This is a genomic window from Porphyromonadaceae bacterium W3.11 (assembly GCA_030434245.1).
Lineage (GTDB): Bacteria > Bacteroidota > Bacteroidia > Bacteroidales > Porphyromonadaceae > Porphyromonas_A.
The window spans coordinates 166,543-182,860 of sequence record JAUISX010000004.1; the positions used below are offsets into that span (position 1 = coordinate 166,543).

The 16,318-nt window shown below is 41.7% G+C and carries 12 protein-coding genes and 2 tRNA genes; 4 read left to right on the plus strand and 10 right to left on the minus strand.

From position 1 onward, the window contains the following. Window positions 1-297: 297 nt before the first annotated feature. The 9 genes from QYZ87_07325 to QYZ87_07365 form a co-directional block, all read right to left on the minus strand. Window positions 298-993 carry an energy transducer TonB gene (locus tag QYZ87_07325; protein MDN4754339.1) on the minus strand — a complete coding sequence of 232 codons (696 nt, stop codon included), beginning with the start codon at window positions 991-993 and terminating at the stop codon, window positions 298-300. A 169-nt stretch (window positions 994-1,162) separates the two neighbouring features. Continuing rightward, the gene (locus QYZ87_07330) at window positions 1,163-1,840 is read right to left on the minus strand and encodes a zinc metallopeptidase (protein ID MDN4754340.1); all 678 of its coding nucleotides are present in this window, start codon (window positions 1,838-1,840) and stop codon (window positions 1,163-1,165) included. A gap of 23 nt (window positions 1,841-1,863) precedes the next feature. Next, entirely contained in the window at window positions 1,864-3,153 is a 1,290-nt protein-coding gene (locus QYZ87_07335) for an adenylosuccinate synthase (GenBank protein MDN4754341.1), read from the minus strand. A gap of 323 nt (window positions 3,154-3,476) precedes the next feature. Continuing rightward, window positions 3,477-4,250 carry a UDP-2,3-diacylglucosamine diphosphatase gene (locus QYZ87_07340; GenBank protein ID MDN4754342.1) on the minus strand — a complete coding sequence of 258 codons (774 nt, stop codon included), beginning with the start codon at window positions 4,248-4,250 and terminating at the stop codon, window positions 3,477-3,479. A gap of 6 nt (window positions 4,251-4,256) precedes the next feature. Then, complete coding sequence (locus QYZ87_07345) at window positions 4,257-4,583, minus strand: iron-sulfur cluster assembly protein (GenBank protein MDN4754343.1); 327 nt, start codon at window positions 4,581-4,583, stop codon at window positions 4,257-4,259. A 39-nt stretch (window positions 4,584-4,622) separates the two neighbouring features. Next, a complete protein-coding gene (locus QYZ87_07350; GenBank protein MDN4754344.1) occupies window positions 4,623-5,657 on the minus strand; it encodes a S41 family peptidase in 1,035 nt (344 codons plus the stop codon). Between the two features lie 6 nt (window positions 5,658-5,663). Further along, window positions 5,664-6,587, minus strand: coding sequence for a hypothetical protein (locus QYZ87_07355; GenBank protein ID MDN4754345.1), 924 nt, complete (start codon window positions 6,585-6,587; stop codon window positions 5,664-5,666). Beyond that, complete coding sequence (locus tag QYZ87_07360; GenBank protein ID MDN4754346.1) at window positions 6,565-9,309, minus strand: DNA gyrase/topoisomerase IV subunit A; 2,745 nt, start codon at window positions 9,307-9,309, stop codon at window positions 6,565-6,567. Before QYZ87_07360 ends, QYZ87_07355 begins: the two co-directional genes overlap by 23 nt. Before the next feature lie 127 nt (window positions 9,310-9,436). Further along, window positions 9,437-9,509: transfer RNA gene (locus QYZ87_07365), tRNA-Gly, on the minus strand. Window positions 9,510-9,691: 182 nt separating this feature from the next. Between QYZ87_07365 and QYZ87_07370 the strand changes: the two genes are divergently transcribed. Continuing rightward, window positions 9,692-9,764 (plus strand) — tRNA-Gly (locus QYZ87_07370). Between the two features lie 220 nt (window positions 9,765-9,984). On the opposite strand, the gene QYZ87_07375 is transcribed toward QYZ87_07370, so the two are convergent. Next, window positions 9,985-10,569 carry a hypothetical protein gene (locus QYZ87_07375; protein MDN4754347.1) on the minus strand — a complete coding sequence of 195 codons (585 nt, stop codon included), beginning with the start codon at window positions 10,567-10,569 and terminating at the stop codon, window positions 9,985-9,987. Window positions 10,570-11,141: 572 nt separating this feature from the next. Between QYZ87_07375 and QYZ87_07380 the strand changes: the two genes are divergently transcribed. From QYZ87_07380 to QYZ87_07390, 3 genes are all read left to right on the plus strand, one after another. Continuing rightward, on the plus strand, window positions 11,142-13,649 hold the full coding sequence (locus QYZ87_07380) for a prolyl oligopeptidase family serine peptidase (GenBank protein MDN4754348.1): 2,508 nt from the start codon (window positions 11,142-11,144) through the stop codon (window positions 13,647-13,649). A gap of 63 nt (window positions 13,650-13,712) precedes the next feature. Next, entirely contained in the window at window positions 13,713-15,197 is a 1,485-nt protein-coding gene (gene proS / locus QYZ87_07385; protein MDN4754349.1) for a proline--tRNA ligase, read from the plus strand. Window positions 15,198-15,283: 86 nt separating this feature from the next. Next, entirely contained in the window at window positions 15,284-16,090 is an 807-nt protein-coding gene (locus tag QYZ87_07390) for a 3'-5' exonuclease (GenBank protein ID MDN4754350.1), read from the plus strand. Window positions 16,091-16,318 lie beyond the last annotated feature (228 nt).

Here is a 16,318-nt window from a genome sequence, read left to right on the forward strand (position 1 = left end):
CCCTATATGGCTACGATTCACCTCTTTGTAAGGGAACAACGACTTCCCGGCACTTCCTCAGCATCCCATATCTCTACGACTGCAATGGTAATGAACAGTTATCTAGTCGAGTCTGAAAAAATGACAAGAATTTTTTGGGGATATTACCTACAATACCCTTTTATGTGTTATTAAGTATGCACTAGGATTTTTGATATAAAAAAACTGTAGTATCCAGCTGGATACTACAGTTCCTTAGTAGTTGTATTTGGTTTGGTGCTCACAGTGATAAATTCACTGAAGCAAGTTTTTGGGTTATTACTGAAGTTTGAAAGTCACAGGTAAAGCGTAACGACAACGTACTGGCTTACCAGTCTGCATACCAGGCTTCCATTTTGGCAGTTTCTTTACTACCTCTACCGCTGCCTTGTCCAAGTTTGGATCAACACCACGTGCTACTTTGACGTCAGTTACAGAACCGTCTTTCTCGACGATAAATGACACCATTACACGTCCTTGGATGTTGTTCTCCTGTGCGATAGCTGGGTATTTCATGTTTTTATTAAGCCACTTCATGAGAGCAGTCATACCTCCTGGGAATTCTGGCATCTCTTCTAGGTACTCAAAGACGTGATCCTCTGGGATTTCCTCACGACCTCTTTGAGATGGTGCTGGTGGAGTGAATACTTGCTGAACCTTGTCTGCAGCATCATCCACAGATGCGATCTGTACGTCTGCTACCTCTACATCGTCTTCAACAATCTGAAGTACCTCTACGTTTACAGGGGTATCAGGCTCTGGTTCAGGTAGTGGTTCGTTTTCTTCAGGTGGAGTGATCTCGATGTCTTCAATATCTTCGAGAACAACATCTTGTTCGATGTCTTGAATCGTGATATCAGACTTACCCCACTCAAAAGCAACGAAAACTACTGAAAGAGCAACAACAAGCCCCATCATGAAGAACGTAGCCTTGCTTGATTCAAGGTTTGCTCTCTTCGTTTTCTTTTGTTCCATAATAAGTTCTAGTCTTTGTCTATTTTATTTATTTCTAATCAAACTATCGCCATTTAGGCCACTATATAGCTCTTATTAACCTCCTTTATATCTAAGCTACTCTACAAATGTACACTTTTTTTTTATATCTCCTGCATTATATAGTGACATTTTAAGCCTTCACCATATATTATCCTCTGTTTGAGTATATCGTGATATAATATAGTAATGTAGCGATAGATCCAATAGCTGCAGCAAAGTATGTATAAGCTGCACTACGGAGGGCACTAGATGCCATTGGCTGCTGCTGAGATGATGTTACTCCAGAGGTTTTGAGCCAAGCCAAAGCTCTTCGAGAGGCATCTACCTCTACAGGCAGAGTGATAATACTGAATAAGGTAGTGATGGCAAATAATATAATCCCAGCTAATAATAGTTTTGGGAAAACCTGAATTAGAAGGATACCAGCTAGTAAAACCCAATTAACTAATCTTGAAGCCACGCTGACAGCAGGCACCATTGCCGAACGAAACTTAAGGGGTGCGTAGCCTTTGGCGTGTTGGATAGCATGCCCAGTCTCATGAGCTGCCACTGCTGCAGCCATGACACTATTGGACGCATATACACCTTCACTAAGGTTAATAGTTTTATTTACAGGGTTATAGTGGTCTGTTAATTGTCCACGAGTGGAAATGACTTGCACGTCAAAAATACCCGATTCGTAGAGCATCTTTTCAGATATTTCCTTACCAGTTAGACCACTTGTAAGCATGACCTTGGAGTATTTGTTAAATTTACTCTTAAGATTCCATTGAACCAACATGCCTACGATCATGATGGCAAACATCAGTATGTATGCTCCGTACATAATTAAATTTTATTTTTCTCGTATTAAAAACCGTTTCTAATAATAGTTTGCTGACGATCTGGACCGACAGAAACTATAGTTATAGGGATGCCCAAGTATTCCTCAATAAACTTGATAAAGTCATTAAATTCACTTGGAAAATCCTCTTCGCGTGTTATATTTTTCAAGTCGCTCATCCAACCTTTACAACTGTGGTAGATGGGTTCAACTTTTTCTTTAATGTCAAAGGGGAAGTTTTTGGTCTCCTTACCGTCCACCTTGTAAGCTGTACATATTTTGATCTCTTCAAAGGTATCTAGGACATCGCTCTTCATCATAATGAGGTCAGTGGTCCCATTTAGCATCGTGGTATACTTTAGGGCGACAAGGTCCAACCAGCCACAGCGACGTTTACGTCCTGTAACAGCTCCGAACTCACATCCTCTCTCGCCCATCAAATCACCAATCTCGTCAAAAAGTTCGGTAGGGAATGGACCAGCACCAACTCGTGTGCAATATGCTTTGAAGATCCCAAATACTCTACCAATTCGACTTGGGGCTACACCTAGACCTGTACAAGCTCCTGCTGATACAGTATTAGATGATGTCACAAATGGGTATGAACCGTAATCGATATCAAGAAGAGAGCCTTGAGCACCTTCAGCCAACATGGTTTTACCTTCTTGTAGTGATTCATTGATGATAAATTCACCATCTACAATATTGAATTCCAATAGGTATTTTGTAGCTTCAAGCCAATCAGCTTCCAGCTTTGTAAAGTCTTCTGAAAAAGCCATATCGCAGGCATTGAGCATCGCCAACATATTCATGTGTCTTGCCTTTGCTTGCTCGTACTTCTCCATAAAGTTAGGAGATAGAAGGTCTCCAATCCGCAATCCGTTCCGACTCACTTTATCGGTGTATGTAGGCCCGATACCTTTACCAGTAGTTCCCACTTTCTTATCCCCCTTAGCAGCTTCGTTAGCTGCATCCAAGAGACGGTGAGTAGGTAGAATAAGATGAGCTTTCTTAGCTAGCAATAACCGTTCCTTTAGATCAATACCACTTTTAGCTAGATCTTCAGCTTCTCCCTTGAAAAGCAAAGGGTCTATCACTACCCCATTACCTATAATATTGGTCTTACCTCCTTGAAAAACTCCAGAAGGGATAGATCTTAGTACATACTTCTGACCATCAAATATTAGAGTGTGACCAGCATTAGGACCACCTTGAAAGCGTCCTATGATATCATATCTAGGGGTTAAAACATCAACGACCTTGCCTTTACCCTCATCTCCCCACTGGAGGCCAAGCAACACATCTACCTTTTCCATTTCTATTTTTTAAAAAGTACAACTATTGAATTCTAAAGTTCCCTCCAATTCTCCTTTGACAAATATACGATTTTTCCATAAGGGTAGCTTATATTTAAGTCGAAGAATATCGCACAAATACTTATGGGCAATATTTTATCTACAAAAATAATCAGCCTAAATAATTGGCGATCGGTCTGATCACTTAGCAAAACCCACGCTATACACCCAAGTCATAAATATTGGACAAGGATACGACTATTCTTTATTTCTTACATGGCAAATATCTTTATCTGACCAATCTTGGTATTGAATAAAGGGCGTCCATATTTTGGAAAAGCTATTTAGTTAGTGGGATCCTCTTCAAATGTATCAAGAAAGAATTGGTCTCCATCCCAAGAAGCATAACTGAAATGGGTAATCCAATCGCCAAGTATAACGACACGACGGTTACGGACAAGCATAAGATCTAGCATAATGTGTCGGTGTCCAAAGACATAATAGTCTGGGGCCGATGAACCGTGCTCCTCTATATGTCGCTTGGCAAAACGCACTAAGTACTCATTTTCCTCACCTTTATAGCTGTGCTCGTATGCCTTCTTCAATCCCTTCTTTCGACTATGAAGTGCCCAGCGATGGGCAAAGCCCACTGTCCACCATGGATGAAGTGAGGCATATAGCTTTTGACAAAGGCGATTATGAAAGATGGCCCTAATGAATCTAAAGCCGATATTACCCTCTACATATTCATCGCCATGAGCGATAAAGAACTTCTTACCGTAAAACTCAAGTGTAGTAGGTTCTCGATGCACCGTACACCCTATCTCTTTCGGCAAATAGTCAAAGATCCATATATCGTGATTCCCTGTAAATAGGTGTATCTCGACCCCTTCGTCTGACAGCTCTCCTAACTTCCCGATGACTCGCGTGTATCCTCTTGGCACCACATGTTTGTACTCAAACCAGTAGTCAAATATATCACCCACCAAGATAATAGCTTTGGCATCATGGCGTATCGACTCTAGCCATCGAACAAACATCCGTTCGACGGCCATTGAATCAGCGTGAAAATATGCACCAAAATGCATATCACTCGCAAAATAAACTTTATCCCTCATTAAGTTTTATAGGAATCCAAGCTCCAGCAGTGCCTCTTCGCTCATCATATCTTTGGACCATTCAGGGTCAAATGTGATATTGATAGTAGCTCCCGAAACACCTTTAACACTCTCCACTTTCATCTTCGCATCCTCTAGAATAAAATCTGCCATTGGGCAGTTTGGAGAGGTAAACGTCATTAAGATGGTTACATGCTTGGTATCGTGATCAACATCTATCTCATATATCATGCCTAGATCATAGATGTTAACTGGGATTTCAGGATCATATACGGTTCGGAGCATCTTGACAATCTCCTCTTCGATCTGTAAAAATTGGTTTGTATCACTCATGACTATTACTTTTCTTTTATTAAAAACTTACTCATCGGACTACTTCTCCTTGTGAATTGTATCTTTAAGATACTTTATAGCCGTAGCAAATATCCGATCTTCTGCTGCGGGGTCATTATAATAACTATCATTCTCCACAAAAAGATTTGGCTCAACACCTGATTCCATCTGTTTCATCTCAAAATCATAGTTTTTCACCGCTGAATATCTAACTCTCCACCCATTAGGCAACTCTGATGACGAAGGCATTCCGCTACCGCCCCCACTCTTTTGCCCAATCCGAAAAATATTATCAGCGAGTGCTACTTTATAAAGAAATTCATTAGTCGCACTGAAGCTGCTACGATCTTGAAGAATGATCACGGGCTTTTCGGTATAGGTCACTTCTGAATTAGGAGAGATATACAGTGCTTTGGGCTTAGAAAAGTCATACCTTCCTGGCCCAGTTTTATGAGAGGAATATCCAACTAGAGTTTTTTCTTTAAGAAAGTAAGAGACCAGTCTGTCACTATTATCCACAGAACCTCCGCCATTCCCGCGCACATCAATAATCATGGCATCTGCTTTGTCCATAATATTCAGAATAATAGGCATATTCCCAAGAGATGAGCTAAAGCTCCCATAGGAAATGTATCCAAAGGTTACCTCAGAATCCTTAATCTGGAAGAGACCATACCGCATTCCTCCGCTCCGCATTAGGTTACTTCCCAACATTTTACTACGAGCATAGATGTTCAGCCCCTTAGTCACATCTGGATTGATCTCCGTTACGCTCACATCGAATTCAGAGTAAAGATTGACATGCCCATCCTTTAACTCATCCAACATATCACTCATCAGTCGGAAAAATTCGATATAAGTATAATCTTTCTTATCCAGCAGAGCTGAGTACTTCTCATGTACCTCATCCCAATCTACCTCTTTGAAGTCATGAAAACAGTAACGCTCATCTATAATCTTCCACAACGCTTCGAAGTTCGTCCTCTGATCCCTATTAATTGGCTCATGAGGAATACATGATGTAAGGTTAAGCAGGATGAGTATAAAGGCTACTCCGATCAATAATCTTTTCATAACTGTTTAGTATAAGGAACTTGATATGGAGCTAGAAGATGCTGATCTTCCGCCTGAGATATAAAATGAATCAAAAGAGATCCCGAAGACTATCCCCCAATATCCTTGTATGAATCGAGTTTGACTCAGTCTCTGTTTCTGATAAAAATGCTCAGCCCCCATCGTCAGAGTAAGGTGATGAATAGGTATATCCACAAGTAACCTCTGACGGAATGTAACATCATTGTGCAACGAGGTCACATGGAACTGAAAAGGAGATCGATTCTCTCCAGATACATATTCATAGTAACTCTGACCATAATCTGGATGAAACGTACCGTGAAGGAAAGACATCTGCATGCTATAACTAAGGGCTATCTTAGAAACTTTCCATGGAATACGATAGCGTAACCTCGCCCACCCATCAAGGCCAAAACTACCTTTACCATTACCATAGTTATTAAAATTAGAGGACTTCCTATTTCCTTGTAATTGGAGATTAAATAATGGTGCAAGGTCCAGAGTAAAATCACCCTTTCTGAGAACTCGCCAACTTGGGCCTAAAGAATATTCACCCCGAATGACCTCCATTTTTGTTCCGTTAGCACCATTCTTATTAATACCCATCGTGAGCATTACCTCCTGATAAAGATGCCAATGACGTCCCGCACGCAAGGCATAGTCTGTGATGGCAGTAGTCGTCATCTGCCATCCATTATGGCTGATAGGGCTTAGATACTCATCTACAATACCCTGGTCACCAAACTGTAGAAGGACCTTCGTATGAGTAACAGGCAATGGTTCCTCATACTCCCATGGTGTGGCTGAGACCCATTCACCCAGCCTATCATACCATTGCTTCTTTTCTCCATTATCCTGTGCCTTTAGGGTGAATGGAATACAGAGAGGCAATAAAAGCAGTATCAAGTTATTCGTCCTCATCTTCATCATCGAAATGTAACATCTTCTGACCAGAAGCTTCCTCAATCAGACGAAAAGATTCTTTTTCGTCATCCTTCGAATTCGTTGGCTCCTGGACATCCTCCTCATCCGAAGCCTCTGTCGTACTTTCTCTAACCTCCGCAAAACGTGTAGGCTCTAGCTCCTCAACCTCAGCCACACGGTAATTACTAATCCTCTTACCTTTGGCTCTGATACTCTTTTCTGCTATAAACTCTTCTGCATCTATCTCTATCGGAAGTCGATGTTCATCTTCGCCTCCGAAGACCACTTTGATTCGTGGATAGTCCTCGTCCGTCAATAGTAATATTGAGTTAGTAGGCTCAATTGCTATATTTTCGCGTTTGGTATCAGGCTCAATAGAAAAGCGTTTAATGTATGTGAAGTCAGCCTCTTTGTCAAAATACACCAGGGTCCAAACTTTGTGCTGGTCATACTTCTCAATGGTATCAATATCCCTCTCGAAGTGCAATGCCTCGGAAAAATCAGTAATATAACTTTCTCCATTTGACCTGATTACAAGGACCTTATCCTCAGCCTTAAACTCACCTAGATACTCTCCTCTATCGTCATAGTTTAGACGGAAAATATCCCAGTCAAACCATACCTTACGTCCACCAAGCGTACTTACTCCCTGCTCCTTAAGAGTAATCTTAAAGACATTTCCTCGAGTAAGGATATTCCCCTTCGCAGTACGACCTTTGATGAGTATTTCTGCAAAGTCTTTTTCGAAAACTAGTTTCTTTTTCCTCGCATTTGGTTGTGGTCTAAGGACTACCTTGACGACCTCGGCTTCCCCATTAGGATTGGCAGAGAAATAGAGAATCTTTGATCCATCCTTACCATTCGTAACATCATATTCACGATCTCGAACAATGCTACTCACATTAAAGCGCTTGATGAAGGAAGTGCCTTTCTTACCATCTCGGTACACAACGTTATAAATAGTTCGCTTATCCCCACGAATCCAACGAGCCACATGTATGATATCTTTGCCTACAAATGCCTTTTCTGCGACCTTAGTAATGAGATACTTACCATTACGAAGGAAGACGATGACATCATCTATATCAGAGATATCACACACAAATTCATCTTTCTTAAGCGAAGTACCAATAAAGCCCCCCTCTCGGTCCACATATAGCTTCTCATTCTTTAGAACTACCTTAGCAGCTTGAATTTCCTCAAAGCTCTGAATCTTAGTCTGCCTAGGGAAACGGTCACCACACTCTTTAAGTAGCTTCTCATACCATTTAATAGTGTAGCCACGGACATCGGTCAGCAACTTCTCCACACGGGCCATCTCTTTCTCTAGATTGAGGATAAACTGCTTACTCTTCTCCTCATTGAATCTCAGGATGCGAGCCATCCTTATCTCCAATAACATCTTCAAATCCTCATCCGTAACGGGTCGAATCAAGTCGTCCAAGACATCACTCAATCTCGCTCTGATATGAGCTAAAGCCACCTTTAGGTCTTTTGCTTCCTCAAACTCCTTATCCTTGTATATACGCCTAGTAATGAAGAGTTCCTCCAGAGAGGCCTTAAGATGCTGTTCCTGAAACTCACTCAACTCAATCTTGAGCTCTTCCCTCAAATAGACCATGGTGCGTTCACACCCATCCTTAAGAACATCACTGACGGTAAGGAATTCTGGCTTATCATCCCTAATCACACAGCAATTAGGCGATAGGCTTACCTCGCACTCAGTAAAGGCATAAAGGGCATCTATGGTCTTATCAGACGAAGTTCCAGGTGCTAGCTGTATCTCTATATTAGCTGTCGCCGCCGTTTTATCATCAATCTTTTTGATCTTAATACTCCCCTTATCATTAGCACGCATGATACTGTCGATAATGGTACTTGTGGTGCGTGAGAAAGGGATCTCAGTAATTGCCAGCGTACGTGCGTCACGCTTCTCGATAAGAGCACGGACTTTAATCTGACCGCCTCGCTCTCCATCATTGTAGCGACTGACGTCCATCAAACCACCTGTATTAAAATCTGGGTACAACTGGAATGGCTTACCTTTGAGATACAGAATACATGCTTCCAATAGCTCCGTTATATTATGTGGTAATATCTTAGACGATAGCCCCACCGCGATCCCCTCAGCTCCTTGAGTAAGCAAGAGTGGAAATTTCACAGGTAATGCTACCGGCTCAACCGTCGCTGAATCATAGGAGGGTTTATATCGAGTTATCTTAGGGCTAAATAGGACTTCCCGAGCAAAAGGGGTCAGTCGGGCCTCAATGTAACGTGGAGCAGCAGCCCCATCACCTGTTAGGACATTCCCCCAGTTTCCTTGACAATCAATAAGCAAGTGTTTCTGACCTAACTGCACCAACGCATCGCCTATACTAGCATCACCATGAGGGTGTAATGCCATGGTCTGGCCTACGATATTAGCGACCTTGACAAGACGATCATCCTGCTGCGACATTGTGTATAATATTCGTCGTTGGACCGGCTTAAGCCCATCCTCAATGTGAGGAACAGCACGCTCTAGAATGACGTATGAAGCATAGCTGAGAAACCAATTTTTATACATCCCACTAAGCACATAGCCCGAGTTATCCCTCGAACCATCATACAGCTCTCCATCAGAGTCAGGGTCAGTCGCTAAGCCATCAGACAATATCTGCTCACTTGATTGATTATTCTCTAGATCTGAACTACTTCTCTTATTTTCTTTTTCTTCGTCTTTTTTCATCTATCACTAACATATTAAAGCCCTTAAGCCACACAAAATTAAGCAATTTAGGTCAGAAATAAAAGTGCCGCTCTAGTATGGGAGAGACTAGAACGGCATCATTATAATAATCATCAAATTTAATGTGAGCGGTAGGCGAGGTTCGAACTCGTGACCTTCGGCTTGGGAAGCCGACGCTCTACCAACTGAGCTACTACCGCAAATACTTCCCTAATGTGTCCGCAAAGTTACGTATTTTAGACAAATCCTACAAATACATTACACACATTCGCATCAAGATTTAACAGAGGAGTTATAAACCCACTAAAAAGTCGCGACGATTTGGTTATTTCGGAAAGATTTTCTAACTTTGCAGAGCAATCTGAACAACAGATCAGCACATGCGGAAATAGCTCAGTTGGTAGAGCACAACCTTGCCAAGGTTGGGGTCGCGAGTTCGAGTCTCGTTTTCCGCTCTAAATCAATAAATATCATGTTGTAAAAACGTTTGAGACCATCATATCTCAAACGTTTTTTTATTACTCCACTATCGTAATTCTCTAATCATACTATACGTATAGTTAACTGGTACGCATCCCTTAAAAAGGGAGCACTCTAAACTACGAGCACTCCCCTTCTCAAAAAAAAATGAAAAATGAACTTTCAAATCAGTTCAACAATAAATACACGCTTGTTTTAAAATTCTAACTCTAAACCTATCATTAACTCCTCAGGCGTAAAGTGAATACCAAATCCATTAGCTGAGATACCTGGCTCTTCACCTGAGAAGAAATTGTCTCTATAACCTAAAAATCCCATACGCAAGCATAGACATAGCCCCTCTGTTAGATCAAGGCACGCCCCTGGGCGAATCCCTACCTCAAAACCGTTCTGCCACGGTTCGCTACCAACACGCTGAGTATTAAAACCGACATTTCCATCTAAATATAAATTAAATGGCTCTCGATGCAGATAATAGTATCGAACAAATGGTGCCACTCTCATTTCCTGAACTTTACGACCCTCTGACTCCTTATGAAGTCCATAGCCTAATAATACACCTACAGCCCAATCATCACTTATAAAATACCCCAGTTCAGGGTGTAAATGCAGCGAAGTACTCTCCTCCTTATTATCGTGCCATATACTGGCTACTCCTCCTATGAACCACTCTGCATGATGATCGTGTATGTTCGTTTTATCATCCTCCGCATTCAAAATTATCGGAGATACACTCAAAATGATTAAGATAATAACAACTCTACTAATTGTCTCCTTCATCTCTTCAATATTTATGTTTACTTTATGGGATTACAGTAACAAGGATTCCTTTCGCCATACAGCACCTATCACCGCTACAGCTTTAGCATACTCTTCAACGTTACATTGAGTATTACACATATGGGAAAATATCCTTGTTGGGCAAATATAAGCTTTATTCCCAAAGAAATAAAAAATTCCATAGAATAACGTTAAAAACCCCTACTTTTAGGTATGCTTTAGGACATTATATAATACGTGAAAAGAGAAAAAAGAACATTTAGATCGCCTTCTGTATTTGAGTACAAAAACCAGAGTTGACTCATTAAATCATTTATACTTACTTATATTAAAGCTTTCTCCGTTAGAGAAGTAACACACATATGAGGTCGAATAAACCTGACAAAGCACCATCCTAATACAGGACTAACAGAAAAATCAATAGAAGCACGTCTTTTCTCTGCAATCCAACAACTATAACCCCTTTAAGTTACCCAGATTGCTAGTAAAGTGGTAAATTACACTCGATTTTTTGGGGAGTCGAACGTTAACGGCAAGCATAAATAACTTAATCGTATATCCACTATATTATTATGAAGAAAATTTCATTTTTACTTTGTCTTTTGCTGACACCTCTTGTGCTACTAGCACAGAATGATACTATATCTATCAGTAAACTGGGTTCAATGCACCCTGTGAGTGTCAGCCAACTTCCATTTATGGCTGACAGCATCAATATCACAGGGGAGAAATATGACCCTACATCCCTACTAAAGCCAATAGCTAACTTTGACTTTTCTAACCCTAAAACAAGAATCGTAGAGAGCAATGGCGAGGGCATTTATACGATTTCGACAAAAGGACAATTATTAAGGACTTATGCGGTTAGTCTATTATCCGATAAGTATGAAAAGGTATCTCTATTGATCGAAAGTAATGTCCCATACTTCGCTAGTCTAGATGGCAGCAAGGTGGCAAAGAGCACTCAATTCAAGGATCAGCTCAGTACACCATCCACACATACATTACAATTGACACCTAGCCGATCCCATCTGCTCGTTTTCCAAATTATCTCAAGTGACGAGAAGGACTCATCGTTCCGCCTTCGATTGGCTCCAGAGAGCGATAATAGCAATCTACAGGTCCGCTTGGACAATAAAGAGTACCTGAGTCTTGAATATATGATGACAGGTAAGAGCTTATACTCCACATCTGTCTCCCCATCAGGAAAATACATGCTGTTAATTTCACGTGAAAGCATTAATAACAAGTCGCATTATAGCACTACGTTGTACGAAGAAGGTCAGCCTAAAGCTCAACTCCCAGAAGAGTTTCAATTCGCATCCTGGATGCCCTCTTCAGACCGCCTCTATACGACTAGAAAAGACGATAATGGGAGACACCTCGTCACTTTTGATCCTAGCACATTCCAAACCGAAGTCTTAGCTAAGGACCTCCCTAAGGGTGGTTTCAGCATATCCCCATCTGAAGACGCTCTTATCTTTATGGTCGAACAAGAAGGTCCTAAGAAGGGCGAGATTATTGAAAGAGTAATGGGCAGATACGACCGTATGGATGGTTACAGAGATCGTACCTTCTTGGCTTACTATGATTTAAAAACAGGGGTCTATCGCCCTCTAACATACGGCTATCGCTCTACTGCCCTACACAGTATCAGCAATGATGGTAAGGAGATCATATTCAGCAACTCCATAGATACGACCAAAAGCCCATTCTCAGAGGGGACCTACTATACCATGAACTTAGAGACCCTTGAAGTAACTACACTTTTTGAAAATTCGTCATCCATTAGTAGGATCAACTACACTTCTGATCCTAGATACCTTTTGATCTCAGGCGATGCAAACGCTTTCGAGGGCATCGGTATAAATCTCCCAGAAGGGATGGTCGTAAACACATACGATGGACAGCTATTTCTCTATGACCTGAAGGAGAAAAAAGCATTCCCCCTAACCAAAGAGTTTGATCCAAGTGTGGGTTCGGTAAAGGTACTTCCTGACGCATTCGTCGCATACTTCACCGCTGAGAATAAGGATAGAAAATCTCTTTATCGCCTAGACCTCAAGAGTCGAAAGATCACTCAAGTCGCAACAACTGAGGATCTTGTTCGCTCATTCGATGTAAACAATACTGGGAAAGTACTTTCATACACTGGACAGAGTGCTTTGAATAGCGATCGCTTTTATTCTATTAAGAATAATAGGGAGCATCTGATTTTAGACTTATCCAAAGAAAAGATCCAAAACATAGTCCTTGGTGAGATGCACGACTGGAACTATACCATGCCAAATGGCGATAACGTACAAGGTCGATACTACTTACCACCAAACTTCGATGCGAGCAAGAAATACCCTATGCTTGTCTATTACTATGGCGGAACCTCACCAACTTCACGATTCTTCGAGGGGTCATACTCCTTGCCAATGTTTGCGGGTCAGGGATATATTGTATTAACTGTTAACCCAAGTGGAACCACTGGCTTTGGACAGGAGTATTCATCTAGACATGTCAACGCCTGGGGTAAAGTAACAGCTGACGAAATCATCGCGGCTACAAAGGGGTTCTGTGCTGAGCATGCCTTTGTAAATGCTGATAAAATCGGATGCCTTGGTGCCAGCTACGGGGGCTTTATGACCCAATACCTTCAGACCGTTACAGACATCTTTGCAGCAGCGGTCAGCCACGCAGGTATCAGTGCTATCTCATCATATTGGGGTGAAGGCACATGGGGCATCGGCTATTGTACAGTTGCCAATAATGAAAGCTATCCGTGGAATAATGCTGAGCTCTTTGTGAAGCAGAGCCCGCTCTTCAATGCAGATAAGATAAATACGCCTATCCTACTCCTCCATGGTACTGCTGATACTAATGTGCCTATAGGCGAAAGTATCCAGATGTACAATGCTCTGAAAATTCTAGGCAAGGAGGTTGAATTTATCAAGGTGCATGGCGAAGATCATATCATCACAGATCCTATCAAAAAGATTGAATGGAGTCGCTCGATCTTTGCTTGGTTCCAAAAGTGGCTCAAAGATGACCCGACTTGGTGGAATGACCGTAACCCAGAGGTTAATCTATAAAGTAGGTAAGAAAATATGTATCTTTGTGCATTGATAATTACAGACTAATAATAATCCAAAAAAATGGCAAAGCAGATAAAAGAACTCACTTCTCGGAGTGAAAATTATTCCCAGTGGTACAATGACCTCGTCATTAAGGCAGACCTAGCTGAGAATTCTGATGTGCGTGGCTGCATGGTAATCAAGCCATACGGCTATGCTATCTGGGAGAAGATGCAAAGCATCCTCGATCGGATGTTCAAAGAGACAGGACACTATAACGCCTATTTTCCACTCTTCATCCCTAAGTCATTTCTAAGTAAAGAGGCTGACCACGTTGAGGGTTTTGCTAAAGAGTGTGCCGTCGTAACCCACTATCGCCTTAAGAACAACCCTGACGGATCAGGAGTGGTAGTAGACCCTGAAGCTAAACTAGAGGAAGAGCTTATCGTACGCCCTACTTCTGAAACCATTATATGGAATACATACAAGGGGTGGATACAGTCTTGGAGAGACCTACCAATCCTATGTAATCAGTGGGCTAACGTAGTTAGATGGGAAATGCGAACAAGGTTATTTTTAAGAACCGCTGAATTTCTATGGCAGGAAGGGCATACAGCTCATGCGACTAAGGAGGAGGCTCTTGAGGAAACCATTAAAATGATTAATATATACTCCGAGTTTGCTCAAAAGTACATGGCTATGCCGGTGATCATCGGGCATAAGAGCGAGACTGAACGTTTTGCCGGAGCCCTTGATACCTACACCATTGAAGCATTGATGCAAGACGGGAAAGCCTTACAAAGCGGAACGAGTCACTTCCTAGGACAGAACTTTGCAAAGGCATTTGACGTCACTTTTGCCAATAAAGAAGGTGAGCAAGAGCTAGTATGGGCAACATCCTGGGGCGTTAGTACACGACTCATGGGAGCGTTAATCATGTCACACTCTGATGATAATGGATTAGTACTACCTCCTGCACTAGCTCCTATCCAGGTAGTGATTGTTCCTATCTACAAGTCGGCCGACCAGCTTGAGGATATATCAAATAAGCTACAACCAATCATAGACCAATTGCGAAAGCATGGTGTTTCGGTTAAGTTTGACGACTCTGATAATAAGAAGCCAGGCTGGAAGTTTGCTGAATATGAGCTTAAAGGGGTTCCCGTACGCCTAGCAATTGGTGGACGTGATCTCGAAAATGGCACCATAGAAGTAATGCGTAGGGACACCTTGAGCAAAGAAACTAAGCCAATTGAGGGCATTGCCGAATATATTGAGTCATTGCTGGACGAGATTCAGGATAACATATTCCAGAAAGCACTCAAGTTCCGAGAAGAGAATACCACCATCGTTAATTCTTACGAAGAATTTAAGGAGGTACTTGATACTAAGGGAGGCTTCATCCTAGCTCACTGGGACGGAACTCCTGAGACAGAAGAGGCCATAAAAGAGGAGACAAAAGCAACCATCCGCTGTATTCCACTTGAGGGAGATACCACTCCAGGTACTTGTATCTATAGTGGTAAGCCTTCCAAGCAAAGGGTCCTTTTTGCAAGAGCTTATTAATGAATTTTCAATAGTTCAATACACCACCTCCCCCTCTGTGTCACGTAGTAAAATGTACACATTGGGGGAGGTTTTTATTAATCTTAATGACACTGATAACAGGCTCTATAACCTTGATAGCTATAGCATTAATAGCCATAGCCCTTTGGAGCTATATCGCAGAGCGAAAGAGGATGGCTCCGCTCCAAAGGATTAATTCGACCAAAGGGTATGTAGTTAGGGAAGTAGAGCAGAAGAATCGGGATTGGGAAAACCTCTTCTCCATTCCTCGAGCAAAAGAGGATGCCACTCCTAAATACGCTATAATAGACATTCAAACGACAGGATTATGTACCATTGAGGACAAAGAGGATAGAATAGTAGAACTCACATGGCTAATTCTTGATAGTGAGTACAACGAAATCCGTCGTGGTGTCAGGAGGGTCTTGCAAAAAACAACCGGTTCAGAGGACGCAAAGCGAGTACATCATATCAGTGAAGCAACACTTATGACCACAGGAGAAGAGGAGAAGGTGGTGCTACAGGCGTTTTGGAAGGATGTTAGTGAGGTTCCCATTTGGGTCTTTCACAATGCAAAGTTTGACTTGAGCATCTTACACGCAGCCTTCCGAGATCTCTTACCGTCTCTTGAATCAGAATTGCTTAATCACACGGCACTCTGTACAATGACCTACCTAACAGCAGATAAGTCACGTGATAATCAATACCCATCCCTTATTAACCTCACATCTTCTTTTTACCCCTCGTCAGCCATCCATCTACGACAATCACACATCATATCCTTTCGTAATGCCTGCCTAACTCGGGCATGTCTCATCAAGCTACTCGCACTATATCCTCAGTTGCTAGCCGCTAATTATCCACTCTCGGCTTCGGATCACCTCAAACAATGAATGACCATTTAGCTGCGTGCAGAAATAATCACTCTCACTCCAATCAATATGACTAACGAAACTTAGACCTAAAAGATAGCCTTTAGAAGCTACTCTGGGCATATCATCAACCATTTACACTAATCTATTTAGTGAGCTTATTTTGCTCGTCGTATCAACTTGAATATAGGTAATAAAATGAATGGATTTTTCAGAAGAAGACACCTCTAAAAGTGGACTATTTTCTTA